The organism is Enhygromyxa salina (assembly GCF_002994635.1).
In the GTDB taxonomy this organism is placed as follows: Bacteria; Myxococcota_A; Polyangia; order Nannocystales; family Nannocystaceae; genus Plesiocystis; species Plesiocystis salina_B.
Genome location: NZ_PVNL01000020.1, coordinates 1 through 24,441, shown reverse-complemented (window position 1 = coordinate 24,441; position 24,441 = coordinate 1). Strand labels below are relative to the sequence as shown.

Sequence of the window (24,441 nt, the reverse complement as noted above, 5' to 3'; positions counted from 1 at the left end):
TGCCCCGCAACTGCAGCGTTTCGGCCAGCGGGTGCGGCGATATGTCGTGTCCCCAGCGAAAAACTCGCACAGGTGGGTAGGCTCGCACGTTGTGGTCGAGCGAGCGGACCATCGCTACTCTAGTGACCCAAATGAGCGAGCCATCCAAACCACCATCGAGCACCGATCGCGTCGTCAAGGACGCCGACGAGTGGCGTGAGCAGCTGACCCCGGAGCAGTACCAAGTGACACGCGAAGCCGGAACCGAGCGCGCGTTCACGGGGCGCTACTGGCAGACCAAGACCGCGGGCATCTATCGATGCGTGTGCTGCGGTGCGCCGCTGTTCTCGTCGGACCACAAGTACGACTCGGGCAGCGGGTGGCCGAGCTTCACCCAGCCCGAGTCGGACGCGCCGGTGGCCACCCGGACCGACGCCAGCCACGGCATGGTCCGCACCGAGGTCTTGTGCGGCCGCTGCGACGCCCACCTTGGTCACGCCTTCGAGGACGGCCCCGCGCCGACTGGCGTGCGGTTCTGCATCAACTCCGCCTCGCTGGAGCTCGACGAGCGCAACACGGGAAGTGCGCGCGACGACGAGGGCTGAATCAGCACACCGCAGGGCGGCGGAAGCGCGTGCGGCATACAGTGTAACTGTAACGCGCTGTCGCCGACTCGACGGTCTCGCCAGTGCGTGGCGGGTCTATTGATCTTGCTGGCACTGGTGGAACCGAGGGGGGTAGATCTGCCTGAAACTCACACAATCAGGAGATGTACCCACGAATTCGGGTGATTTGGGGTCGCTCGACCCCGGTAATGGTGTCAGGTGGTGCGATCATTGTGCGCGCGAGGGTGGATCAGAGGCGCATTGGGGCAGGTTGGGGCAAGATGCCTCAATTCCGCTCACATCAAAATTTCCTTGCATGAGGGGACTGGCCGTTGGTACAGAACGCTCGAGCGCGCAGCACCCGTGCAAGCAGCTACGGCGCGCGCTCGAGTTCTCACGACCCGACATGGAACGTCGGGGCTCCCCGCAAGACGCGAACCATTTTGCGACCCGTCGGCACGCTGCCGACGGGTCGCTGCTTTTTCGGCGAACGGGCCGCCTCGGGTACAACCGAGGTAGGTGAGCCCGACCGCGCAGGTGTTCCTCGTGCCCGGCTTCTTCGGGTTCCAGACCATCGCTGGCTTGCCCTACTTCACCGGGGTCAAGCAGCTGCTGCGCGATCGCCTGGCCGAGCTCGGCGTCGCCGCTCGGGTCCACGCCCTCGACACCCTGCCGACCGCCTCGATCGAGAGCCGCGCCCGCTACCTCGGCGAGCGGATCGGCGCGATCGTGCCGGCCGACGGATCGCCGATCCACCTGGTGGGTCACTCGACCGGTGGTCTCGACGCCCGGGTGCTGCTGAGTCCAGGCAGCCTGCCGGAGCTCGACGACCTGCGGGCCCGCGTGCGCAGCTTGACCACCGTGTCGACCCCGCATCAGGGCACGCCGCTGGCCGACTATCTCGTGCGGGTCGAGGGCCAGAAGCTCCTGCGGCTGTTCGCGCTGTTGAGCGTGCAGGGCTTGCGGCTCGCGGGCCGTCCGGTCGCCAGCGCGATGAGCCTGGGGCGGCTGGTCACCCGAATCGACGAGCTGATCATGCTGCGCGAGTCGGCGCTCGACCGCGTCTATGCGCTGCTCGCTGATCCGCTGTCGACGGAGCGGGTGCGGCCGATCGAACAATTTTTCACCGCCATGCGGGCTGATCAGAGCTTGCTGCATCAGCTCCGCCCCGAGGCGATGTCGGGGTTTGATCAGCGAGTCCGCGGCAACCCAGGCGTCCGCTACGCCAGCGCCCTGACGCGAGCCCGGCCGCCACGCTTGCGGGGGACCGTGGAGCTCGGCATGAACCCGATCGCGCAGGTCAGCCATCTGCTCTACCAGGGCCTGTACCGGCTGTGCGCGACCCAAGATCCCGACAGCTTTGGAGCGCCGAGCGACAGCCAGCGCGAGGCGCTCGAGCGGATCTACGGCAAGGTCCCCGACACCCGCGCCAACGACGGCCTGGTCCCGACCCGCTCGCAGATCCACGGCGCGGTGATCCACGTGGCCCGGGCGGATCACCACGATGTGATCGGGTACTTCGACGACCGCCAGCACGATCCGCCGCACATGGACTGGGTCGCGACTGGCTGTGGGTTTCGGCACCCCGATTTTGCGCGGCTGTGGGGCGACGTCGCGCGGTTCATGGCCGGGTGGGGCGAAACGACAACGACCAGCTAGGAGCTCCTAGCTGGTCGTTTGGGGTTGGGCGCGACAGGACTTGAACCTGTGACTTCCACCGTGTGAAGGTGGCACTCTACCAACTGAGTTACGTGCCCGTGGACGGGACCGGGCTTCTAGCAAGCTTCGCCGACGCTTGCAAGCGCGCGTGGGCCAGGCGATCCTGCGCGCGTGAGTGAGTTCAAGCGCGAAGTCATCAGTACGGAGCGGGCCCCGGCGGCGGTGGGCAACTACAACCAGGCGATCGTCGCCGCGGGCGCTGCCCGAACCCTGTATGCGTCGGGACAGATCGGGTTGGTCCCCGGCAAGCCCGAGCTGGGGATCCCTGGTGATGTCGCGCAGCAGGCTGCCCAGGTGTTGGACAACCTCGGGGCGGTGCTCGGGGCCGCGGACATGAGCTTCGCCAACGTGGTGCGAGCGACGATCTACCTGGCGGACATCGCCGACTTCGCGACCGTCGACGCGATCTACGGACAGCGCTTCACGACCGGCTCACACCCCGCCCGCGCGACGATCCAGGCCGCTGCGCTGCCCAAGGGCGCGCTGGTGGAGATCGACGTGATCGCGGTCGGGTGATCGCCGCAGGGTGATCGCGGTCGGGTGAGCTGTCGATTTCGCTCGGCGGTGTGCGCGCTGCGTTGTAGCCTCGGTGGAGTCTGAGTCCGCGAGCATGATCAAACTCGAAGCCAAGAACTGGACCGTGGTTGGCGACCTGTTGGTCTCGTTCAACCTACCCGGCCCGATCCCCAGCGAAGTCTGGACCGACTACTGCGACACGATCGCGTCGCCGCAGGTGCTGAAGGTGCTCGCCGCCTCGATCGGCGCGGTCGAGGTCGACAGCGCGCAACGCCAGCAGATCAACCGCGCGCTGCGGGTGGCACCCCAGGCGATGGCAGCGATCGTGACCGACGAGGCGATCGTGCGGGGCCTGATGACGGCGACCGCGTGGCTGGGGCGCGTCGATCTCGAGGCGTTTCCCTGGCACAGGATCGCCGACGCGTATCGCCACCTGTCACCGACGGGGGTCGGCGAGAAGCAGGCGCTCGATCTCGTCGATGAAGTCCGCGCGCGGGTTGAAGCGGGCGAGCCCCGGGTCGGCAAATGATCGCTTAAATCGCGCGAGTCGAGCGCGTAGACTGTTGATCGTGGCCGGGAGGCGAGCGGGTTGATCCGGCAGTGCACTGGCTGCGGGGCGACCTCGTGGTTCAACGGCCCCGCGCTCAGCCTGGCCTGCAGCTACTGCGACTCGCCGATGGTCGACGAGGCGCGCGCGGCCACGGCGTTTCACTCGATCGTTCCGTTTCGCGTGCCCGAGCGGGCCGCGCTCGAGCACCTGCGCGCGTACCTGAGCGGTCGCCGGTTTGCCCCGCGCGAGCTTCGTGAGGTGCGACTGCGCCGGCAGGGGCTGCGTGGGGTGCTCGTGCCGTTTTGGGTCTACGAGGGCGTGGTCCGCAGCGAGTACCGAGCCAAGGTCGGCATCCACTGGTATCGCCGCGAGTCCTACAAAGATCCCGACGGCAGCACCAAGACCCGCCAGGTCCGCGAGACCGAGTGGTTTCCGCTGCAGGGCGCGGCGGCGCGGCAGGTAGAGGATCATGTGGTCTCGGCCTCGGTCGGGCTGCCCGAGCACGAAGCCAACGCGATCGGCCCCTTCGATCTGGGCTGGGCAACTCCGTATGATCCGCGCCTGCTGTCCGGCTTCGAGGCCGAGCTACCCACGGTCGATGACCTCGACGCCGAGCACACCGCCCGCGACGAGCTGCGCGACGCCGAGGTGGTTCGAATTCAGCGCGAGCTGCTGCCAGGCGACAGCAACCGGGTCGACTGGATCTCGAGCGAGATCGAGGTCAAGTCGCGCCGCCTGGTGCTGCTGCCCGTGTGGATCGCGACGGCGCGGCATCGAGATCTCGTCCTGCGCCTGGTGGTCAACGGTCAGACTGGCCGGGTCGTCGGTCGGGTGCCGCGATCGAAGCTGAAGCTCGCGGCGCTGGTGCTGGCGATCGTGGCCGCGGTCGCCGTGCTCGCGTGGCTCGGGCGCGCGCTGGGAGGGTGGGGATGAGCGACCTGCTGCGGTGTCTCGCGTGCGGCGGCGCGGTGGTCTGGGACGCCGAGCAGTCGGGCGCGGCGTGTCTGTTCTGCGCCACGATCGCGCTCGAGGTCCACGCCACCAGTGAGCCGCTGCCCGTTCCCGACGCCTACCTGCCGACGACCGTGGTCCCCGCCACGGCCGAAGCCCGATTCCGCGCGTGGGCGGCGAGCTCGTGGCTGCGACCCCGGGCGCTGCGCTCGACCGAGATCACGGTCCAGCCAGTGATGCTGCCCGTGTGGCGGTTTCACTCGCGGCTCGAGACTCACTTCGCCGGTCTGCGCCGGGCCAGCACCCGCTCGGGCAAGTCCCCGATCGCTGGCGTCGATGAGGTCGCGCTGTCGGTCATGATCCCGGCCTCGGCCGGGCTGAGCCAGCGCGAGCTGTCCGCGCTGCGACCGTTCGACGAGCGTGAGGCCGCGCCGTGGGAGCAGGCGCCAGACCCCGACGACTCCCCAACGGGGACCGCTCACACGATCTGGGAGCCGCCCGCGCTGAGCAAGCAGGGCGCGCGGGTGCAGGCCCACCGCGAGCTAGCGAGCGAGCATCGCCGGCGGATCATGCAGTCGCGCAGCCTGATCAGCGCCAAGGTCAGCGCGCTGGTCGACGACCGCGACGTCCGGCTGTTGCTGGTGCCGATCTATATTGGCGTGTTTCGGTTCCGCGACCGGCCGTGGCGGTTCCTGATCAACGGCCAGACCGGCGAGGTCGTCGGTGACGCGCCGGTCGACTGGCGGAAGCTGGTCGCGCTGATCCTCGGGCTCGCGCTCGCGGCCGCGCTGGTGATCCTGCTCGCGCGTCAGTGAGCGACGCCTCGGCCTCAGGTCTCGATCCCGAACGCGGACAGCACAGGTTCGGGAATTCGGCATGGCCGGCCGGTGTCGAGCCGGACGAACGCCCAGAGGGTGGTTCCGCGGAGCAGACGGGTGGGGCCGCGCAGGATCTCGTATTCGCGCGTGGAGCTGGCGCGCGCGGTGCTGGAGATCCACGTTCGCACCAGCAGCTCGTCGCCCTCGAGCGCCGCGCCCAAGTAGTCGAACTCATGGCGGCGAACCACAAACACCCCGCCCAGCGCCCGATAGCGGTCCCAGGTCAAGCCGACCGCGGCCGAGTGAGCCTCGGCGGCCGCGAGCAGCCACTTCAGGTACTCGAGGTTGCCCACGTGTCCGACCTGGTCGATGTCGGCGCGATCGACCGCGCGGGTGAGTTCGAAGACTGGCGTCACGGCGGCATCGTAGCCCATGGGCCGCGCAGACGAGTCGCTGAGGGGGTGGGAGGGCGCGCGGGGTTGACCGACTGCGACGATTGATTGCGAGCCAAGCCAGCTTGGGGTGCTCCGCTACAGTGGGCGAATACCCATATTTCGGCAGGTGAAAAAGCGCTGATTTTTCGTTCATGTCATTCGCTATAGTGTGAGTTCAATGTGGGGATTTTTGGGACCTCGGCGCGGCGCTGAGCGTGCGCCTCTCAGAACGCCACAATGGGGCATAAAACCACGTATTATGACGACTGTGGCCAGCTTGCGGTCCGAGCGCAGGCTTCGGTCTGACCGATCAACTGGTGTCCGAACCGCTTCGAAGGCTACAGGGAATGCTATTTGAGGGGGGCGAGAGTAAAAGTGATACTTCGACACGATTCGCGCGAGACAAGTCGGGTAAATGCCTGTAGTGTCATTCGCATGGAGCGTCGAAGGGGAGCTATCAAAGTCGCGTGGGCCGCAGTCGTCGGGCTGATCGCCGTGCTCGGTTCGCAGGCCGAGTCGAAGGCCAGCGAGTACCGCTACCTGTGCACGACAGCCCCGTTCGCGTGCGAGTACGCCCCCTCCACCGCGCCCGTTCTGAACGCAGACGTCTGCTACGACGGGACCACGATCACGTTGATGGGACCCGGGGGCTGCAGCCCCTCGGCGTTCCCGGCGTGGGTCAATACCGGCGAGGTCATCGACCCCGGCACCAACGAGGTGGTCGCGTACATCCCGCTCGACGACGCCTGCGACCGTGGCTACTGCTTGCCAAAGGTCCCCAGCGATCCACCCGGAGAGCCGGGCGCGATGTGCTGCGACCCCAGCGACGGCGGCTGCTACGAGACCTCGGCGATCTGCCCTCCCGATCAGATCGCGGTGTGGTGCCCCGACGGGCAGGTCGCCACGGAGGTCGAGAACGGCGACTGGGAGTGCTCAGAGGGCTGACTTGGCGCGGGTTGATTCGCGCCGGGCCATGAGGTCGACCTTCGAGATGTTCTTGCACGGCTTGGCGAACGAGATCGAGATGGCGTAGGCCGTGCGAGCTTCGTGGAGGCCGCCCTGTTCGGCCATCAGATCCGCGACGTCGGGGATCATGCTCCCGAAGGCGCAGAACTCCGGACCGGTCTCACCGGCCGCGGTGATCAGCTGGGCCGCATACAGCAGATCGTTGAGGGCCGACCGCGAGTCTCCGTCGGCGGCGCGCTTGCGGGCGGACTCGAGGATCGTCAGCGCAAAATCAGCGCGCGGATCCAGGCTCGAGTGGGCGTCCTCGAGCGTGGGGGCCTCGGGCATGAAGCCCCAGCCCAACAAGAACGTGGCCGCGACCGCGACCGCGGTGAGCACCGGACGGCGCCGCCGCCTGTGGTTCGCGCCCGCTGGGCGGTGGAGCGCCAGCAGCAGCTCGCTCAGGGTCGAGAAGCGCTGGGTACTGTCGAACGCCATGCCCCGCTCGAGGGCCTCGATGACGTGGCGGGGGACGTGGCGGGGAGCTTGCTGGGCGCGGCCCGGACCCCTGCGGATCGAACGGTAGCGCGCCAGCGGATCGGCGCCGGTAAACGGACTGGTGCCGGCGAGCGCCTCCCACAGGGCCACGCAGAACGAGAACTGATCGCTGCGCTCGTCATTGTCGTGGCCGGCGAGCCGCTCCGGGGCCATGTAGGCGAGGGTGCCTTCGGCGAAGCGCTGCGGCTCGTCGTCGTCGTCGAGGCTGACGAGGCTGCGGGCGAGACCAAAGTCGATCACGACCACGCGACCTTCTTTGGTCAAGAACATGTTGCTGGGCTTGAAATCACGGTGGACCAGGCCCGCCTGGTGGGCGGCGTTGAGTCCATGGCCCGCGTCGATGAAGCGCTCGATGATCTCCGTGGCGGATGGGCGCTGACTCAGCCACTCCTGAAAGTCCACGCCCTCGAGCAGCTCGAGCACCAGGTAGCGGTGCCCGCCGGACTCGCCCATGTCATGCCCGAAGTCGTGGATGGTCACGACGTTGCGGTGCGTGACCTTGGCCAGGACTTGCGCCTCGCGCTCGGCGATCGCGAAGTCACCTGGTTCCAGCAGCTTGACGGCCACATGGCGATCGAGGGTGTGGTCCAAGGCGCGGTAGACCGTGCCGGTCGCACCTCGACCCACGCGCCCGATGATCTCGTACCTGTTGGCGATCATCACGGAGCTGTCCTCGCCGCTGCCGCCGCCGCGACCGGGCGTGGAGCGCCCGGTCCGATCGTCGATAGCTCGAAGCAGTGCACCCATGAGGTCTGTTCAATACCACAACTCCACTGCAACTCTCGGCGATAGTCGTCACAGAGTCAGCGGGAAGGCGCGCCACCCGCTGGTCCAATTGGCAATTAGTGTGACCATGACGGTCTTTTAGACAGAGGGGCGCTTTGCCACGGCGGGGATTTTTGGGGCGACTCGACGTAGGGCACGCGTAGGCCTGTGATGATTCGGCCCGCGCAAATGGCTAGTGGCGGGTGTTGGAGCGCGGGGGATGCCGCCGCGTCCGGGGGTTGGTAGGGTGCGCTCGTGTCCTCCGAGCCGGAGCCGCTGGGCGGTCTCGAACCCAGCGGCGACCCACGAGATCTCGCTAAAACTGCGCGTACACGCGCCGAGCTTTCGCCTGACCCCGCGCGGTCACAGGCGCGCGGGTCTGGACCCGGCGTCAGCGTCGGCGCGGCGGTCATGGCCATTGTGTTGCTCGTGCTCTCGGCGGTGTGGACATCGAACTGTGACCGATCCGACCCGTCAATCGGGGAGATCGCGGCGGGTGAGCCAGGCCCCGAGCTCGACCAGCCGCCCGGTCAACTGGCTCCGACCACGGTGATCCGCGGCACCGTATGGCGGGAGCTCCCCCGCGATGAGGACGTGAGCGACGGCGAGACGGCGGGCGGCGCGGCCGACGACCAGCCCAAGCCGAGCGCCGCGGCGCTCGCCGATCCCAACCTGGCCGCGATGCTGGCCGAGGTTCCGGCGTGGAAACTCGAGCCGCCCGGCACGACCGACTGCCGCGTCCGCGCGTGGCAGGCCGGGGAGCTGGTCAGCGGCGAGGTGCCGTGCGCCCCGACCGGCGACTACGAGCTCGAGCTGACGGCCGGGATCACGGGGGTCGTTCACGTCGAGATCCTCGTGGCTGGCCACCTGCGCGGTCTGATCGAGGCGAACCTCGATCCCACGGACGCCGACGTGCCGGCTGATCAGGCAGCTGGTCAGGCCGCTGGTCAGGTGGTCGACGGCGTCCGTACGATCGATCTCGTCAGCGTCGCGCTGGGCCCCGGCCACGTCGTGAGCGGTCAGACCGTGGACGCGCGCGGCGAGCCGCTGGCCAACGTGCAGGTCCAGGCGCTGCCGCGACCGAGCTTGGACGAAGCGATACCGTGGCGCACCGTGAGCGACGCGCAGGGGCGGTTCGAGTTCACGACCTTGCCCTACGGTCCGCTGAGCCTGCGGGCGATCAAGCCCGGGTTCGCGCTGTCGGTGGTCGAGGCCATCTCGCCCGAGGACGAGGTGTTGATGGTGCTCGACGCGCTGATCGATCTCGAGGGTGCCGTCGTCGCCAGCCCGGATCTGCTCGCGCGCGCGGTGGTCCGGCTCGAGGGCTCGTCGGTGTGGCCGGCGGTCGAGCGCTCGCTCGCTCACGACGGCAGCTTCGTGTTCGAGCAGCTCGCCGACGGGATCTATGGGGTCGAGGTCACGGTCCCGGCGAGCGAGCCCGGTGGGCCGGAGTTTGCCTCGGTCCCGCTCGAGAACGTGACCCCGGATCTGCGGGTCAGCTTGGCGCTGGTGCCCGCGTTTCGGGTGCCTGTGCGGGTCGTCGATCCCGAGGGCGAAGCGATCGCTGGCGCCCGCGTCACGCTTGGCTACAGCCAGATCGGGATGCTGCAAAAGACCGCCGAGACCGACGCCGACGGGCGAACCCTGATCGGGCCGGTGGTGCCGGGCCCGTACTTCGTCCACGCCGACGCCGACGGCTACCTGCCGCCCGAGGCGGTCGAGGTCGACGTCGGGATGCAGGGGTTCGAGGGCCCCGAGCAGGTCGTGGTGCTGATCCGTCCGGCCAAGCTCGAGGGCATCGTCGTCGACGAGGACGACCGACCTGTCGCGGGCGCCGAGGTGGTGCTCGACAGCGAGGTCGCGTTCTCGGTCGGCGAGGGCGACACGCGGCGCCGGATGTTCGCGGCCGCGATCGGTGCCAGCGACGGCAGCCTCGGTGTGACAAAGGGCGCGGTGCTGGACATCCCGCTGTTCGCCGAGGACGAGGAAGCCGGGGGGATCGGCGTGATCGTGACCGACGAGCACGGCCGCTTCGAGATCGACTCGCTGCTGCCGGGCTCCTACCGGATCTGGGCCACGCACGGCGAGCACGCGGGCTCGGCGGTGACGACCCTCGAGCTGCGCTCGGGCGAGGTCCACACCAACCTGCGCCTGCAGCTGCGCGAGGGCGTGCCGCTGACCGGGGTGGTGCGCAGCGAGAATGGCCAGGCGCTGGTCGGGATTCAGATCGATCTGGGCGACGGGATGATCCTGACCACCGACGATCGCGGGGTGTTCGACGCGGGGTTTCGGCGCGGCGAACAGGAGCTGATCTTGCGGGGCGTGGGCATGATCCCCAAGCGCGTGGCGGTCGAGCTCGGCGACGCCCCCATGGATCTCGAGGTCGAGCTTGCCCCGGCGACCGGGCGCTTCGAGGGCCGGGTCGTCGACGGCAACCACCAGCCGATCGCCGACGTCGAGGTCGAGCTGCGCCCGCTCGACGGGCTGTCGCCCTCGCTGATCACCTGGACCGACGCGCGCGGGCTGTATGGGTTTGACGAGCTCGCGCCTGGACGGGTCAAGCTCGAGTTCAGCCACGGCGCGCACGTACCAGCCGCGTCCGACGCCGTCGTCGACGAGCGCGCTGGCCTCCGCCACGAGCTCGTGCTCGACGCCGGGTGGGCGGCGAGCGTGCTGGTCCGCTCGGCCGTGCGCGGTGATCCGATCGCCAACGTCGAGCTGCTCGCGGGTCACGCCAAGGCCACGACCGACAACCAGGGGAGCGCGAGCCTGAGCCAGCTGGTCGGTGACGCCGTGAAGCTCGAGCTGCGCGCGCCGGGCTGGGTCGACAAGACCATCGAGCTTCGCCACGACGGGACCGGGCTGGTTCGCGTGACCGTCGAGCTGACCGAGGGCGGATCGATCAGCGGGACGATCGACGACGACGTCGGCGATCCAGTTGCGAGCGCGACGATCGAAGTTCGCTCACTCCGCGGCGAGCTGCTGGGCTCGACCCGCAGCGACGGCCGCGGCGAGTGGTTTGTCGATGGGATACCCGCTGGCGACGTCGTCGTTCGCGCCGAGCCGCCGTCGTCGGGGGCCGCGGTGCTTGCGCCGGTCGAGCTGCGATCCGATATCGTTCGGGGCGAGGTAACAAAAGCAGTGCGGTTGCGGTTCGAACGGCTGTGAGGTCTACTGCGCATCTCCACTCTCGAGCTCAAGCCATGTCCAAGTCGAAGCTGTTCCGTGTTTGTTCGTCCCTCTCGCTGCTCGCTCTCGTCGGCGTCGTGCTGCCCGCATGCGCCAATAATGCCGGTGACGGGGCCGCCAAGGGCAAAGATGGCGAGGCCAAGCCAGCCGCCGGCTCCACGGACAAGCCCGCGGCGGATCCGGCGGTCGAGGGTCAGCCAGTCGACGGGGATCAAAAAGTCGGGACCGCGGCCGGCGAGGCGGGCGGCGAGAACCAGCAATACGCCCTGAAGATCGAGCCCAGCGAGGGCAAGGTCGGCGAAGAGGGCCAGGTCAGCATTCGCGTGATCCCCAGCGAGTCCTGGCACATGAACCTCGAGTACCCGACCAAGCTGCAGGTCACCGCCCCGGCCGGAGTCGTGGTCGCCAATCCCAAGCTCGGCAAGGACGACGCGGTAAAGTTCGACGAGCAAAATTGCGAGTTCGCCGTCAAGTACACCCCGTCCGAGGCGGGCGAGAAGACCTTCACGGGCGAGATCAAATTCGCCGTGTGTCAAGACACCGCCTGCGTGCCCAAGACCGAGACGCTCGAGTTCCAAGTCGCGGTCAAGTGAGGCGGTTTCAGCTCGGGCTCTGCTATGGTTGGTCGCCGTCCGGGCCTGGCCCGGGCTGGCCAAAGGTGATCCTCCTCCATGCCTGATCCGAGCCGTCCCCCTGCGTCCGAGCGCCTTGCCGAGCTCGCCGAAGTCGTCGCCAAGGACTTCGCCACGACCGGTCGGATCCTCAGCTTCGACGAGTGGTTCGAGCTGCTGCTGGCCGATCCGCGGGTCCACGCTCGCAACAGCGCCCAGTACGTCCGCGACGCCCTCGACTACTTCGGTCGCGCGCAGGTCCGGACCCCGCAGGGCATGGTCAATCGGTTTGGCCTGTTCGATCGCACCTTCGACGACGGCCCGCGCCTGGTCGGGCAAGAGCGCGGGCAAAACGAGCTCTACGAGGTCCTCGACGGCTACTGTCGGCTCGGGCGCATCGACTCGCTGGTGCTCCTGCACGGGCCCAACGGCAGCGCCAAGAGCACCTTGCTCGAGTGCCTGCAGGCCGGGCTCGAGGCCTACTCCCACACCGACGCGGGCATCGCATATCGGTTCGCGTGGGTGTTTCCGACCCGCGAGAAGGGCGGCAGCGGGATCGGGTTCGGGTCCGCGCCGCTGCGCGAGATCCTCGGCGAAGAGAGCTTCGCGCGGCTCAGCGGCGACGTGATCCAGGCCCGGCTCACCGACGAGAACAAGGACCACCCAATCTATCTGATCCCACGCGGCTCCCGCCAGCAGCTGCTGCGCGAGGTGTTCGCCGATGATCCCGAGTTCGTGGTCCCGTACACGATCCGCAACGGCGACCTCTCGGCCCGCAACCGCAAGATCTTCGACGCGCTGCTGGCCGGCTATCAAGGTGATCTGCGCAAGGTCTATCAGCACGTGCAGATCGAGCGCCTGCACCTGAGCCGCACCTACCGCTGCGGCCTGGTCGACGTCGAGCCCAAGCAGGCTGTCGACGCCCGCTCGTTTCCGGTGACCGGCGACAAGGCGTTCGCGCACCTCCCGGCGTCCGTGACCGGGCAGGTGATGTACGGGACCCAGGGCGATCTGGTCGACGCCCAGCGCGGGGTCATCAGCTTCTCGGACCTGCTCAAGCGCCCCTACGAGCACTACAAGTACCTGCTGACCGCGACCGAGAGCGCCCACGTGGTCCTGGACCACCTGCTGCTCGGGCTCGACGTGGTGTTCACGGGCTCGGCCAACGACATCAACCTGCTCGAGTTCCGCGCCCGGCGAGCGGCGGAGTACCAGAGCTTTCGGGCCCGACTGGATCTGATCTCCGTCCCGTATCTGCTCGACTACCGGGTCGAGCGAAAGATCTATCAAGAGCAGGTCGGCGATCTGCTCCGCGGCGTTCACATCGCCCCGCACGTGCCCCGGATCCTCGCGCTGTGGGGCGTGATGACGCGGCTGCGCCAGCCCGATCTCAACAAGTACTCGCGCAAGATCACCGACGCCATGAAGCGGATCGGCCCGCTCGAGAAGGCCGATCTGTACGCCTACGGCCGGGTCCCCTCGGGGCTGTCCAGTGAAGAGGCGCGCGAGCTGCTGGCCGCGGTCCCCAGCATGTACGCCGAGAAATTCGAGCACGCGATCGCCAAGAGCCAGGGCACCGAGCACATTCTGGGCGACTACGAGGGCAGCTTTGGGGCCAGCGTCCGCGACCTCAAGAACGTGCTGCTCGCCGCGGCCTCGAAGCTGGGGTCCGAGTCGGGATCCGACTCGGGCGTGGGCGCGGGCGCGGGGCTACAGCGCGGCGACAACGGGCGCACGGTGACCGTGCCAGCCCTGTTCGAGGAGCTGCGCGAGTTTCTGGGCGACGCGGTCCACCACGGCTGGATGCACCTGGCCCAGACCGAGTCCGGCTTTCACCACCTCGACGGCGAGGGCTCGATCACCGAGTTCGCGTATGAGCGCTGGCTCGATCTGTCGGATCGCGAGGTCCGCGAGGCGCTCGGTCTGGTCCACGAAGATCGCTACCTCGATCTGTTTCGCAAGTACGTCATCCACGCCAGCCACTTCGTGAAGCGCGAGCGAATGTTCGACGAGCTGACCGGCAAGCTCGCCGACCCCGACGAAAAGTTCATGCGCGAGCTCGAGAAGTCGATGGACCCCAACGCCAAAGAGGGGTTTCGCCAGGACATCCTGGCCCGGGTCGGCGCCTGGGCGCTCTCGCACCCCAACGAGGATCCCGACTATCCGGTGATCTTCGCCGACTACTTCGCGCGGATGCGTGAGGACTACTACCGGCAGCAAAAAGAGACGGTCCGCAAGGGCATCGACACGCTGCTCGAGCTGCTCAAGGAAGACAAGCTGCCCGAGTTCGACCTCGCCGCGACGGAGAAGCACAAGGCCAAGCACGCGCTCGAGGTGTTGCTGGGCGAGCACGACGGCGACGAGCGCCGCGAGCGACACACCCGAGAGTCACTCAACCAGACCCTGGTCGAGCTCAGCAAGCGCAGGTATTAGACCCCCACAGGCGGCTTCGCACTTCGCGGGTCACTCGCTTCGCTCGCTCCTGGTGGGTAGGCTGTTCGCGGTCGTGTGTGTGGCCCCCTGGAAGGGGGCTCTCGTCTGACCATCTGCTGCCACCCGAGGGGTGCCCAATTGCGTGTCGAGCTCGTGGTTGGGTGTGTGGCCCGCTGGAAGGGGGCTCTCGTCTGACCATCTGCTGCCACCCAAGGGGGTGCCCAATTGCGTGTCGAGCTCGTGGTTGGGTGTCGAGCTCGTGGTTGATCGCACGTGCGGGTCGTGTTGCTCGCGGTAGCCAATCGCGCTCGCAAAAGATGCGAGACCGCCGTCGAGCTGCTGGGCGTCCGACCGGCAGGGCCGCGCGCGGCTGAATGTGGCTGGGCGTAGGAGCGCGCGAGTCGGTCCGCGTCCGTCTTGTAATCGCAGCGCCTTGCGTGGATCGTGAACTGGCCGTGGCCGCCGTCGAACTCCCCGCTGTCGATCTCTCCGCTCGTGACAGCTACCGCCTGATGACTGATCTGGTCGCGCCGCGGCCGATCGCGTGGGTCTCGACGGTCGACGGGGAGGGGCGCCGCAACCTCGCGCCGTTCTCCTACTTTCAGGCCGTGTGCTCGAGCCCGCCGACGATCGTGCTGGGGATCAGCTGGCAGGCTGGGCGACCAAAGCACACGCTGGCCAACATCCTGGAGACGGGCGAGCTCACGATCAGCCACGTCAGCGAGCCCCTGGTGCAGGCGATGAACGCGAGCTCCGCCGACTTTCCGCCCGAGATCAGCGAGTGGGACGCGTGCGGGGTGGAGGCCGCGCCGGCGGTCGCGGTTGGCCCGGCGAGGGTCGCGGCGGCGCGAGCCGGGTTCGAGTGCCGGCTCACGCACGCGGTCCCGCTGGGGACAACGCGGCAAGGGACGCCGTCTTCGACCCTCGTGATCGCCGAGGTCGTGCACGTTTGGCTGGCCACGCACCTGGCTCAGCGTGACGAGCGCGGGCATCTGCTGCCGATCGACCCCGCGTCGCTCGCGGGCGTGGGCCGGCTCGGCGGGACCGGCTACACGACCACGGCCGGGCAGTTCGAGCTCGCGCGGCCAGTCGCGCCGAAGTGACCCCCCACACTGGACAGCGGCGTGAGGGATTGCGCTACGGCGTCCTGGATGCCATCTGAAACGTCCGGCGGCATTCGCTGTACACTCGCGAGAGCGCACGTGAGCGAGACTCAAATCCCCCCACACGCCGAGCGCGTGTCCCAGGCTCGCAGCCCGGCACAAGCCCCGGCGCAGGGCAGGGAACAGGTGGTTGACCACACCGCCGGGCCCGGCGCCGCTGCCCCGAGCGAGTGGTTCAAGCACATGTTCGACGCGCTCCCCCACGACGTCGACATCTACGAGGTCGGTCCCCGCGACGGCCTGCAGAACGAGAAGACCGTGCTCCCGGTCGAGACCAAGCTGGCGATGATCGAGAGCTTGGTCGACGCCGGCATCCGGCGGATCGAGATCACCAGCTTCGTCAATCCGCGGTGGATCCCGGCGCTCGCCGATCACATGGAGGTCGCCACCCGGCTACGTCGGCGCGAGGGGGTTCGCTACAGCGCGCTGGTCCCCAACATGCGCGGGCTCGACTCGGCCACGCGCGCGGGCATGGACGAGATCGCGATCTTCATGGCCGCGTCGGAGACCCACAACCGCAAGAACATCAACAAGTCCACCCACAAGGCGCTCGAGACTTACACGGAGGTCGTCCGCGAGGCCCGAGATCGCGGCATGGCCGTGCGTGGGTACTTGTCGTGTGTGTACGGCTGCCCCTACGAGGACCAGGTCCCGTACGAGAACGTGGAGTATGTCTCGAAGGCGCTCGTCGATCTGGGCGTGTACGAGCTCAGCCTCGGCGACACGATCGGGGTCGGGACCCCGCGGCAGGTCGCGGGGATCCTGCAGGGGCTGCTGGGCGCCGGGCTCAGCTACGATCAGCTGGCCGTGCACTTTCACGACACCCGCGGGACCGCGCTGGCCAACACGACCGTGGCCTTGCAGCTCGGGATTCGGACGATCGACAGCTCGCTCGGCGGGCTCGGTGGGTGTCCGTATGCGCCGGGGGCCTCGGGCAACGTCGCCACCGAAGACGTCGTGTACCTGCTCAATGGCATGGGCATCCGCTCGGGCGTGGAGCTCGATCGCCTACCGGCGATCTCGGTGGAGATCGGGGCCAAGCTCGGGCGCGAGCTGCCGAGCAAGTACACCAAGGCGTACGTCGGCGCCTGCGCCAAACAAGGCGTACAAGTTTAGCCCTCAGGCAGATTGGCAGCTCGCCGCTCAGCTGCGGCGGGCGGCGGAGATGATGCGGAGGATCGCCGTGCTGACGCCCGCGCTGAGCTCGTTGATCGAGCGGGGGTCGACTGGGTGGCTGGTGCCGTGGGCCCACAGCAGCAGCGGGACCTTGCTGCCCAGGGTGATCGGCAACAGCAGCACGTTGCCCTTGATGCCGCCGAGGGCCTGCGAGAAGGCCACGTCGATCTTGCTGTCGGTCGGGGTGGGGCCGAAGTAGGGCGTGCCGCGCTCGAGCACCGTGGCGAACAGTGACTGGCCGGTGCTCGGGATCCGGACCTGGCGGACGGCCTCGACCAGAAGATCCTTCCCGCGCGCGTCGAGGCCCCGGAGCTCGTTGTGGCTGTGCACGAACAAGATCACCCGGCCAAAGCCGTCACCGAGGAAGTCGAGCAACAAGGTGGTGACCTCGTCCCGATCGTTGACGGCCTCGAGGCTCGGAAGGATTCGGGCGAAGGCCTCTGGCGACAGCGGGGTCGGCTCGTTCGCCACGCCAGCCAAGGGTGGGTTCCACGGGGTGTGGGCGCGGGGCCGCCGAGGTCCACGGCTGACGGGCGGACCGCTGGCGAGGGTCTCGACCACCGTCGGTCGCTCGTGGGAGTCGTCGTGTGCAGCCTCGACTGGCGGGCCAGCGACGTAGGGCGCGACCGGTGGGCTGTGGACCTGTGGCGGCGCGACGTAGGGAGCGGGTGCCTCGGCCGGCGCCGCGAGGTACGGGGCGGCGACCGGAGGCGCGACGATCTGGGGCGCCGCGTGGGGCTGGGTCCCGTGATCTTGCTCGGGCGCGCTCGCCTGCTCGTGGGGGCCGCTGTTGACCTCTTCGGCGACGGCGTGACCGTGGTGGATCGGCACCGCGTCGTCATCGTCGTCCGGGATCACGCCGACGCTCATGTACGGCGCGGCTGGGGCCCGCTGCGCGACTGGAGCCCGCTGCGCGACTGGAACCCGCTGCGCGACTGGAGCCTGCGGCGCGGTTGGAACCTGCTGCGCGGTTGGAACCTGCTGCGCGACTGGAACCTGCTGCGCGGCTGGAACCTGCTGCGCGGCTGGAACCTGCTGCGCGGCTGGAACCTGCTGTGCGACGCTTGGCGCGTGGTGACCACGAACTGGCTCGAGCTCGAGCTCGGTCGGGCGGTCGGACTCGTTCACGTTGCCCCGGGTGGCCGCACGCTCACGAGCCTGATGCTCGGGACCGTAGTGACGGTCCAGCGCGCGGCGGAGATCCGAGGCCGAGCCGACGGCTCGGACCAGGTAGGTGCCGCTCTGCTGCGTGAGCGCCTCGATCGCGCGCTCGTCGGTCGGGTCCGACATCGCAACGGTCAAGTTGCCGATCTCGTCGAAGCTGACGGGCACGCACTTGAAGTCCCAGGCCAGGACCGGGGACAAGCGAGCGATCGTCTGGGCGTCGACGCGCTCGAGCAACGACGAGCGCACCCGCGGGATCATCAGCTTGCTGGCGAGGAACGCGACGAGCGTGTCTTCGTCCGCGAGCCCGAGCTCGAGGATCGCGTCCACGTGAGAGCTGGACCTCGCGGCCGCTTGCTGGTTTGCAGCGGCGACCTGGCTCTCCGACAGGAGGCCAGCCCTCAACATCATGGTTCCGAGCACGCTCATCTGGGCGTAGTCGAATCATCGTTCGTCGCGCGCCCCCACGTCAACGCCAACCGCGCTGGGCAAACGCGCAGTCGTGCTGGGGGTGCTCGTGCTATACGCCTCCGCCGTGATCGACTTTGACCATAACGCGACCACCCCGCTCGATCCGCGGGTCCGGGGCGCGATGATCGAGCTGCTCGGTGACCCCGCGCTCGACGGCAACCCGTCGAGTGTTCACGGACGCGGACGTGCAGCACGGGCGGTCGTCGAGCAGGCTCGGCGCGAGCTGGCGCGGGCCGTCGGCGCCGAGCCGCTGCAGGTCACCTTCACCAGCGGCGGCACCGAAGCCGACGCGCTGGCCGTGGTCGGGTCGTGTCGGGCGCTGCGCCGCGCCGGCAAACCCCACGGGCTGCTGTCGACGGTGATCGAGCATCCGGCCGTGCTCGGCGCGGGCGAGCGGCTCGAGAGCGAGGGCTCGCCGCGGGTGTTCGTGGGCGTGGATCGGCACGGTCGCGTCGATCCTGCGCGGGTCGTGGCGGCGCTGGTGGCTGGGCCGGAGCTGGGCGTGGTCTCGATCGCCGCCGCCAACCACGAGCTCGGCAATCGTTGCGACATCGCGGGCTTGGTCGCGGCGATCCGTGCGGGCGTCGACCGCCCGATCGTGATCCACAGCGACGCGGTTCAGGCCTTTGGCAAGGTCGAGGTCGACTTCGGCGCCTGGGACCTCGATCTCATGAGCGTGTCGAGCCACAAGATCCACGGGCCCAAGGGGGTCGGCGCGCTGATCCACCGCCAGCATCACGAGCTCGATCCGCTGTGGATCGGCGGCTCGCAAGAGCGGGGGCGACGGGTCGGGACCGAGCCGGTCCCCGCGATCCACGGGTTTGGGGTGGCCGCCGGGCTGGTCGCGCGCGAGCTCGATCAGCGCCGCGCGAGCTTTGTTCCGCTGCGCGAGCAGCTGCTGGTCGGGCTGCGCGAGCGGGTGCCCGACGCGGTGATCCACGGTGATCCAGAGCAGACCCTGGGCAACACTGTGTTGGCCTCGATCCCCGGCTGCAGCGGTGAGCTGTTGCTGATCAACCTGGACCTCGAGGGCATCGCCGTCTCGACCGGCTCGGCCTGCAACAGCGGAAAGCTGGCGGGCAGCAAGGTGTTGCTGGCGCTCGGCGTCGATCCGGCGCTCGCCGCCTCGGCCCTGCGCCTGTCACTCGGCAAGGACAGCAGCCGCGCGCAGGTCGAGGCGCTGCTCGATCGCCTGCCGGAGATCGTCGAGCGGGTCCGCGCGCACGGAGGCGTCAACTGATGCGGGTCGTCGTTGCGATGTCGGGTGGCGTCGACTCGTCGATCGCGGCGGCGTTGATGGTCGAGGCCGGCCACGAGGTCGTCGGCCTGACGATGGCGCTGTACGACGCAGGCGCGCAGGAGCGTCGCGGTCGCGGCGGGACCTGCTGCTCGCCAGCCGAGATCGATCTCGCTCGCCGGGCTTGTGATCAGCTGGGGATTCCCCACTACACCGTCGACGAGCGCAAGCGCTTCACCGCCGCCGTGATCGACGACTTCGCGCGGGAGTACGCCGCCGGCCGCACCCCCAACCCGTGCGCGCGCTGCAACGAGCAGGTCAAGTTCGGCCCGCTGCTGGCTCGGGCCCGGGCGCTGGGGGCCGAGCGTCTGGTGACTGGTCACTACGCACGGATCGAGTCGGGCGCGCTGCTGCGTGGCGCCGATCCCAGCAAAGATCAGAGCTACTTCTTGTTCGCCATGGACCGCGCGCTGCTCGACGTCGTCGAGTTTCCGCTGGGGACGTGGACCAAGCAGCTGGTCCGCGCCAAGGCCCGCGCGCTCGGCCTGCCCAACGCCGAGGCCCCCGACAGCCAGGAGCTGTGCTTCGTGCCCGGCGGCGACCACGGTGAGATCGTCGAGTCGCGGGCCCAGGCGCTCGGCCTCGATCTGGGCGCGCTCGAGCCCGGTGAGATCCGCGACAGCGCGGGCACCTTGCTGGGCGAGCACCGCGGCATCCATCGGGTCACCGTTGGCCAGCGGCGCGGGCTGGGGATCAGCGCAGAGCGGCCCCGCTACGTGCTGAAGGTGCTGCCCGAGTCGCGCACCGTCATCGTTGGCGAGCCCGACGAACTCGATGTGCACAGCGTGATCGTCGAGGACGTGCGTCGGCTCGCCGACATCGACGAGCCCGAGGGCATGTTCGCCAGCGTTCAGGTTCGGCATCGCGGCGTCGCCCACTCCGCGATCGTCGAGCTCGAAGGAACCCGCGCGCGAGTCCGGTTCGACACTCCCGTGCGGGCGGTCGCCCCCGGCCAGGCGGCGGTGTTCTACGCCGGCGACCAAGTGCTGGGCGGCGGCTGGATCCGCAGCACCTGATCAGCCGCGCCAGCGGCTGCAATCGGCGAAGTGCGACGGTCTATGTGGGGGTCATATACAGCCCCCTTCCAGGGGCCACACATGCGCCCGCGCACAGCTAGCCCGATGGGAGCGAGCGAAGCGAGTGACCGCGAAGTGCGAAGCCGCCTGTGGGGGTCATTTACAGCCCCCTTCCAGGGGGCCACACATGCGCCCGCGCACAGCTAGCCCGATGGGAGCGAGCGAAGCGAGTGACCGCGAAGTGCGAAGCCGCCTGTGGGGGTCATATATACAGCCCCCTTCCAGGGGGCCACACATGCGCCCGCGCACAGCTAGCCCGATGGGAGCGAGCGAAGCGAGTGACCGCGAAGTGCGAAGCCGCCTGTGGGGGTCATTTACAGCCCGAGCGTGTCGGCGAGGATGCCTTCGAGCTCGTCGACCTCTTGGAAGTCGACGACCAGATCGCGGAAGTCCTTCGCCGCCAGGCCCATGGCCTCGGCCGCCTGGCGTAGGTAGCGATCCTCCGAGAGATCGATCTCTTCGTCCGACTCGCTGACCGCGGCGATCATCTCGAGCACCTTGCGGCGATCCCCATCGAGCCCGGCCAGGTGCGCGCCGGCCTTCTCGACATCGAACGCCGCGGGCGAGAAGTCCTTGAAGCGGGCCTCGACGGCGGCGGGGAAGGTCGCGGAGCCGAGCAGCTTGGCGAGCAAGCTGCGGATCTTCGCGGTCTCGTTGCCCTCGAGCCGCTTGTCGGCGTAGGCGGCTCCGAGCAGAAGATCGGTGATGGTGAGGATGTGGTCTTGCATGGCGCGTCGGAACTCGAGCGCCACTTATAGCGCGGTCCCCGGCGGGTTGTCTGCCCGTTGTCTGCGCTGCCGCCGAGGGATCAGGCGGCTATTTGATCGCTCGTGGTAGCCTGCGGCCGTGAGTTCGGCGTTGCCGGAGGTTCTGCGCGGGCTACCCGGCTCGGACGACGGCGTGGTCGCCCAGGAGTTGGCCAACCTCGCGCCGCTCGCCGAAGCCCTGGGACACACCTTCACCCGGCCGCAGCTGCTGCGCGTGGCCCTGACGGTGGGCTCGTGGGCCAACGAAAATCGCGACGCAGGCTGGCCCAGCAACGCCTGCCTCGAATTTTTTGGCGACGCGGTGCTCGACCTGGTCGCCGCTGACGCGCTGTGGCGTCGCTTTCCCCAGCTCGAAGAGGGGCCGCTGACCCGGCTGCGCGCGTCGGTCGTGTCCGAGCGATCGCTGGCTCGGGCGGCTGGCGACATCGACCTGGGCGAGTGGCTGTTCTTGGGCCGCGGCGATGAGCAGCGCGGGGCACGAGCGCGGGCGGGGACCCTGGCCGACGCGCTCGAGGCTGTGCTCGGCGCGGTGTTTCTCGACGCGCGCGAAGCCGGCAGCGATCCCACGGCCGCCGCGGCCGCGGTGTTCGAGCAGCTGTTCGGCGCGCGGCTGCGCAAGCTCGCGCCCGAGGACGGGGTCGATCCGAAGTCGCGTCTGCAACAGCTGATTCAGGCCGAGCGCAAGCAGACGCCCGTGTACGTGGCGGTCGGCGAGCCACCGCCGCCCGAGACCCCGCACTGGCGCGCGCGCGTCGAGCTGCACGACGAGGCGAGCGGCGAGATCGAGGTGCTCGGCGAGGGGGAGGGACGAAGCTTGCGGCTCGCCGAGCGCAACGCGGCGCTCGACGCCCTGCGCGGCCGGGACTGAGCAGCTATTCGCTCGGCGCGGGGAGGGCGGTCACGGTCCGATCGTGGTCTTGATCCACACGCCGACCTGCTGGATCGTCAACAGCCCGCCGACCTTGGTCAGATCGGGCTCGCCGTCGTCGCGGACCTCGAGCCCGGCGAGCTCCATGAGCAGGCGTGGCAGGACCACGGCGGCCAGCGCCTCCGCACGATCCTCGGCGTCGATCGCCGCGAGCTTGGTCCGCAGCATCTCGGTGACCGGGGCGATCAGCCGCCCGTTCGCGTCGATCAAATTGTTCGCCGCCCAGCGCAGGTCCGACGGGCCGAGCGGTCGCAGGCCTTCCGCGGTGCTCGACCCGGGCAGCTGGGCGCACACGATCGCCGTGCGCACGAGGTCGCCGAGGTGCAGGCGATCGGGCTCGTCGACGCGGTTGATCCACACGGGGTCGATCGCCAGGCCCTGGGCCGCGAACGCCAGCTGCGCGAGCGCCCCCGCCTCACCGATCAGCGCGGTCGCGCGAGCGAGGTCGGCCAGGTTGCGCAGCGGTCGGCTGTTGGCCTTGCCGTCGACGGGAAGCTCGGGGTACCAGCGCGACAAGCTGGCGACCGCGGGTCCCCACGGGCGATCGAGCAGCGAGCCCACGCTGGCCAGCGAGACCTGGCCATCGCGGTGCAGCGCGAGCGCGGCCTTGCGCAGCTTGGCGAGCGGCGAGTAGCCGAACCGAAACAGCTTGCGAAGCCCGACCGTGGCGATCCGAGCCGCGATGAAATCCTCTGGATCGGCCTGGGGCTCCGCGGCCAACAGCAGCTCGCACGCGAGGTTGAGCGTCGCCTGGGCCTGGGCGACGGCCCGCTCTTGCAGCGCCTCGTCGCCAGGCTCGAACCGCTGGGCGGCCATGAGCTCGTTGGCGAGCAGCAGGAATTCGCGCAGGCGCAGGTCGTACTCGTCGTCGTCGAGCCGCTGCATGACCCGGCGCAGGAGGTCGCGCGTGACCCCGAGGCTCGCGGGCGGCAGGATGCTGCGGTGGCCGGCGAGCCGCTGGACCTGCTCGGGGATGTGGGCGTCGGGGCCCTGCTCGTCGTCGCGGCGGCCGCTGACGGCGTCGCGGGCGAGCGGCGTGAACAGTCGCATGGCCTCGTCCCACTCCGGGAACCCGAGGTCGGCGAGCCTGCCCTTGCGCCAGCGCAGCAGCTCTTCTTCGACCTCGGAGTGGACGCTCCACTTGATCGCGCTGATCAGCTTGCGACCTTCGGTGAGGCTGTCGTCGTAGACCGCGAACAGCACCCGCAAGGTCATGTTGCCGAGCTCGTCGTCGCGCACGCCCACCACATAGTGACCGTCGGGGGTCTCCCAGGTGCGCAGCGCGGCCATGTCCTCGAGCACCTGCTGGCGCTGCTCGTCGTTGTCGGGCTCGTCGAGATCCGCGACCGCGGTCGCGGGCGCGTTGGCCAAGATCCACATCTCGGGGTCCGTGTCGTAGATCAGATCCGTCAGCCGGCCGCGCTCGACCGAGGCGTCGCGGTAAGCCTCGACGATCCGGTCGAGCCACTCGCGGGCGCGCGCGATCGCCAGACGATCGCGCTCCCAGGCGTCGAGATCGAACAGACCCGTGATCTGCTCGGCGGTGGCGTGGGGCAACAATAGGTCGAGGCGACGCTCCTCTCGCAGCTTGCGGGCGACGGTCACGAAGCTCTGGACCGGCAGCGCTCGGACCACCTGCTCGGCGTCATCGCGGGCTTCGAGGCTGAGGGGCTCGTCGACGACGAGCTGCGTCTGCTCTTGTGCGGAGCTGAGGCGCTCGGCGGCGCGGATCTCGGGGGTGCTCACGCCCGCAGGGTACGATTTAATTATGACCCCCGCGGGCGCACTGCACTTTGCCGAAGGCGGCCGCTTCGCGTCCGGTCGGTCGCTGGCGCTCCCTCGTCGGGGCGGTCTGCTGTACGCATCCGCATGTGTGGCCCCCTAAAAGGGGGCTCTGCTTGCGTTTGGACCCCCACGGGGGCACTGCACTTTGCCGAAGGCGGCCGCTTCGCGTCCGGTCGGTCGCTGGCGCTCCCTCGTCGGGGCGGTCTGCTGTACGCAGCCGCATGTGTGGCCCCCTAAAAGGGGGGCTCTGCTTGCCCTTCCGTGGGATCTTTGAGTTTGCGGCCCGCGGTGGCTGGGTGTTTGGGACCCGCGTGGGGGCACTGCGGTCCGCTAAAAGGGAGCTCTTCTCCTTTCGGCGGGCATTGTTCGAAGTTGCCGGCGGCGGTGGCTGGTGCTCGCTCGGATTTGTCGGTTTCCTGCTAGTTTGGGGGGGTGAGCGAGCCGGACTTTTCTCCGCGTAGTCCGGAGATCGCGGCGGCGATTGGGGTTGTGCGCGGTGGGCTCCGGGGGGGGCGTCGGCTGTTGGTTGCGTGTTCGGGGG

General features: G+C 69.0%; 20 protein-coding genes and 1 tRNA gene. 15 read left to right on the top strand and 6 right to left on the bottom strand.

Annotated elements, in window-relative coordinates; genetic code table 11:
* Positions 1 to 131 precede the first annotated feature (131 nt).
* Entirely contained in the window at positions 132 to 584 is a 453-nt protein-coding gene (gene msrB, locus ENSA7_RS04090) for a peptide-methionine (R)-S-oxide reductase MsrB (protein WP_106087877.1), read from the top strand.
* A gap of 519 nt (positions 585 to 1,103) precedes the next feature.
* Positions 1,104 to 2,243, top strand: coding sequence for an esterase/lipase family protein (locus ENSA7_RS04085; RefSeq protein WP_106087876.1), 1,140 nt, complete (start codon positions 1,104 to 1,106; stop codon positions 2,241 to 2,243).
* A gap of 25 nt (positions 2,244 to 2,268) precedes the next feature.
* On the opposite strand, the gene ENSA7_RS04080 is transcribed toward ENSA7_RS04085, so the two are convergent.
* Positions 2,269 to 2,341: transfer RNA gene (locus tag ENSA7_RS04080), tRNA-Val, on the bottom strand.
* A gap of 73 nt (positions 2,342 to 2,414) precedes the next feature.
* Here ENSA7_RS04080 and ENSA7_RS04075 point away from each other — a divergent pair.
* From ENSA7_RS04075 to ENSA7_RS04060, 4 genes are all read left to right on the top strand, one after another.
* Positions 2,415 to 2,819 (top strand): Rid family detoxifying hydrolase, encoded by a 405-nt coding sequence (locus tag ENSA7_RS04075; protein WP_106087875.1) that lies wholly within the window; start codon positions 2,415 to 2,417, stop codon positions 2,817 to 2,819.
* Positions 2,820 to 2,913: 94 nt separating this feature from the next.
* The gene (locus tag ENSA7_RS04070) at positions 2,914 to 3,348 is read left to right on the top strand and encodes a hypothetical protein (protein WP_146157301.1); all 435 of its coding nucleotides are present in this window, start codon (positions 2,914 to 2,916) and stop codon (positions 3,346 to 3,348) included.
* Between the two features lie 60 nt (positions 3,349 to 3,408).
* Positions 3,409 to 4,302: a hypothetical protein gene (locus ENSA7_RS04065; RefSeq protein ID WP_106087873.1), complete on the top strand. Its 894-nt coding sequence runs from the start codon at positions 3,409 to 3,411 to the stop codon at positions 4,300 to 4,302.
* Entirely contained in the window at positions 4,299 to 5,135 is an 837-nt protein-coding gene (locus ENSA7_RS04060) for a hypothetical protein (RefSeq protein WP_106087872.1), read from the top strand. The genes ENSA7_RS04065 and ENSA7_RS04060 overlap by 4 nt, the downstream gene beginning before the upstream one ends.
* Before the next feature lie 14 nt (positions 5,136 to 5,149).
* Here ENSA7_RS04060 and ENSA7_RS04055 read toward each other — a convergent pair whose 3' ends face one another.
* Complete coding sequence (locus ENSA7_RS04055; RefSeq protein ID WP_219907905.1) at positions 5,150 to 5,554, bottom strand: acyl-CoA thioesterase; 405 nt, start codon at positions 5,552 to 5,554, stop codon at positions 5,150 to 5,152.
* Between the two features lie 453 nt (positions 5,555 to 6,007).
* On the opposite strand from ENSA7_RS04055, the gene ENSA7_RS04050 reads away from it, so the two are divergent.
* Positions 6,008 to 6,517: a hypothetical protein gene (locus ENSA7_RS04050; RefSeq protein ID WP_146157300.1), complete on the top strand. Its 510-nt coding sequence runs from the start codon at positions 6,008 to 6,010 to the stop codon at positions 6,515 to 6,517.
* Here the strand turns inward: ENSA7_RS04050 and ENSA7_RS04045 are convergent.
* A complete protein-coding gene (locus ENSA7_RS04045; protein ID WP_106087869.1) occupies positions 6,506 to 7,822 on the bottom strand; it encodes a serine/threonine-protein kinase in 1,317 nt (438 codons plus the stop codon). The genes ENSA7_RS04050 and ENSA7_RS04045 overlap by 12 nt on opposite strands.
* 429 nt (positions 7,823 to 8,251) lie before the next feature.
* Between ENSA7_RS04045 and ENSA7_RS04040 the strand changes: the two genes are divergently transcribed.
* The 5 genes from ENSA7_RS04040 to ENSA7_RS04020 all read left to right on the top strand — a co-directional run bounded on the left by ENSA7_RS04040 (position 8,252) and on the right by ENSA7_RS04020 (position 16,352).
* On the top strand, positions 8,252 to 11,008 hold the full coding sequence (locus ENSA7_RS04040; RefSeq protein ID WP_106087868.1) for a carboxypeptidase-like regulatory domain-containing protein: 2,757 nt from the start codon (positions 8,252 to 8,254) through the stop codon (positions 11,006 to 11,008).
* A 35-nt stretch (positions 11,009 to 11,043) separates the two neighbouring features.
* Positions 11,044 to 11,622: a protein-disulfide reductase DsbD family protein gene (locus tag ENSA7_RS04035; protein ID WP_106087867.1), complete on the top strand. Its 579-nt coding sequence runs from the start codon at positions 11,044 to 11,046 to the stop codon at positions 11,620 to 11,622.
* 78 nt (positions 11,623 to 11,700) lie between these two features.
* Complete coding sequence (locus ENSA7_RS04030) at positions 11,701 to 14,073, top strand: hypothetical protein (protein WP_106087866.1); 2,373 nt, start codon at positions 11,701 to 11,703, stop codon at positions 14,071 to 14,073.
* Between the two features lie 512 nt (positions 14,074 to 14,585).
* Positions 14,586 to 15,176: a flavin reductase family protein gene (locus tag ENSA7_RS04025; protein ID WP_181233102.1), complete on the top strand. Its 591-nt coding sequence runs from the start codon at positions 14,586 to 14,588 to the stop codon at positions 15,174 to 15,176.
* A gap of 243 nt (positions 15,177 to 15,419) precedes the next feature.
* Positions 15,420 to 16,352 carry a hydroxymethylglutaryl-CoA lyase gene (locus tag ENSA7_RS04020; protein ID WP_106087890.1) on the top strand — a complete coding sequence of 311 codons (933 nt, stop codon included), beginning with the start codon at positions 15,420 to 15,422 and terminating at the stop codon, positions 16,350 to 16,352.
* Between the two features lie 27 nt (positions 16,353 to 16,379).
* Here the strand turns inward: ENSA7_RS04020 and ENSA7_RS04015 are convergent, their stop codons facing one another.
* Positions 16,380 to 18,005 carry a GspE/PulE/PilB domain-containing protein gene (locus ENSA7_RS04015; protein WP_106087864.1) on the bottom strand — a complete coding sequence of 542 codons (1,626 nt, stop codon included), beginning with the start codon at positions 18,003 to 18,005 and terminating at the stop codon, positions 16,380 to 16,382.
* Between the two features lie 106 nt (positions 18,006 to 18,111).
* Here ENSA7_RS04015 and ENSA7_RS04010 point away from each other — a divergent pair, with 106 nt between their 5' ends.
* The gene (locus ENSA7_RS04010; protein ID WP_181233100.1) at positions 18,112 to 19,287 is read left to right on the top strand and encodes a cysteine desulfurase family protein; all 1,176 of its coding nucleotides are present in this window, start codon (positions 18,112 to 18,114) and stop codon (positions 19,285 to 19,287) included.
* The gene (gene mnmA, locus ENSA7_RS04005; protein ID WP_106087862.1) at positions 19,287 to 20,360 is read left to right on the top strand and encodes a tRNA 2-thiouridine(34) synthase MnmA; all 1,074 of its coding nucleotides are present in this window, start codon (positions 19,287 to 19,289) and stop codon (positions 20,358 to 20,360) included. Before ENSA7_RS04010 ends, mnmA begins: the two co-directional genes overlap by 1 nt.
* 374 nt (positions 20,361 to 20,734) lie before the next feature.
* Here the strand turns inward: mnmA and ENSA7_RS04000 are convergent, their stop codons facing one another.
* Positions 20,735 to 21,148 carry a TerB family tellurite resistance protein gene (locus ENSA7_RS04000; RefSeq protein ID WP_106087861.1) on the bottom strand — a complete coding sequence of 138 codons (414 nt, stop codon included), beginning with the start codon at positions 21,146 to 21,148 and terminating at the stop codon, positions 20,735 to 20,737.
* Positions 21,149 to 21,266: 118 nt separating this feature from the next.
* On the opposite strand from ENSA7_RS04000, the gene rnc reads away from it, so the two are divergent.
* Positions 21,267 to 22,055, top strand: coding sequence for a ribonuclease III (rnc, locus tag ENSA7_RS03995; protein WP_219907904.1), 789 nt, complete (start codon positions 21,267 to 21,269; stop codon positions 22,053 to 22,055).
* 30 nt (positions 22,056 to 22,085) lie between these two features.
* Here the strand turns inward: rnc and ENSA7_RS03990 are convergent, their stop codons facing one another.
* Entirely contained in the window at positions 22,086 to 23,861 is a 1,776-nt protein-coding gene (locus ENSA7_RS03990) for a DUF6178 family protein (RefSeq protein WP_106087860.1), read from the bottom strand.
* Between the last annotated feature and the right edge of the window lie 580 nt (positions 23,862 to 24,441).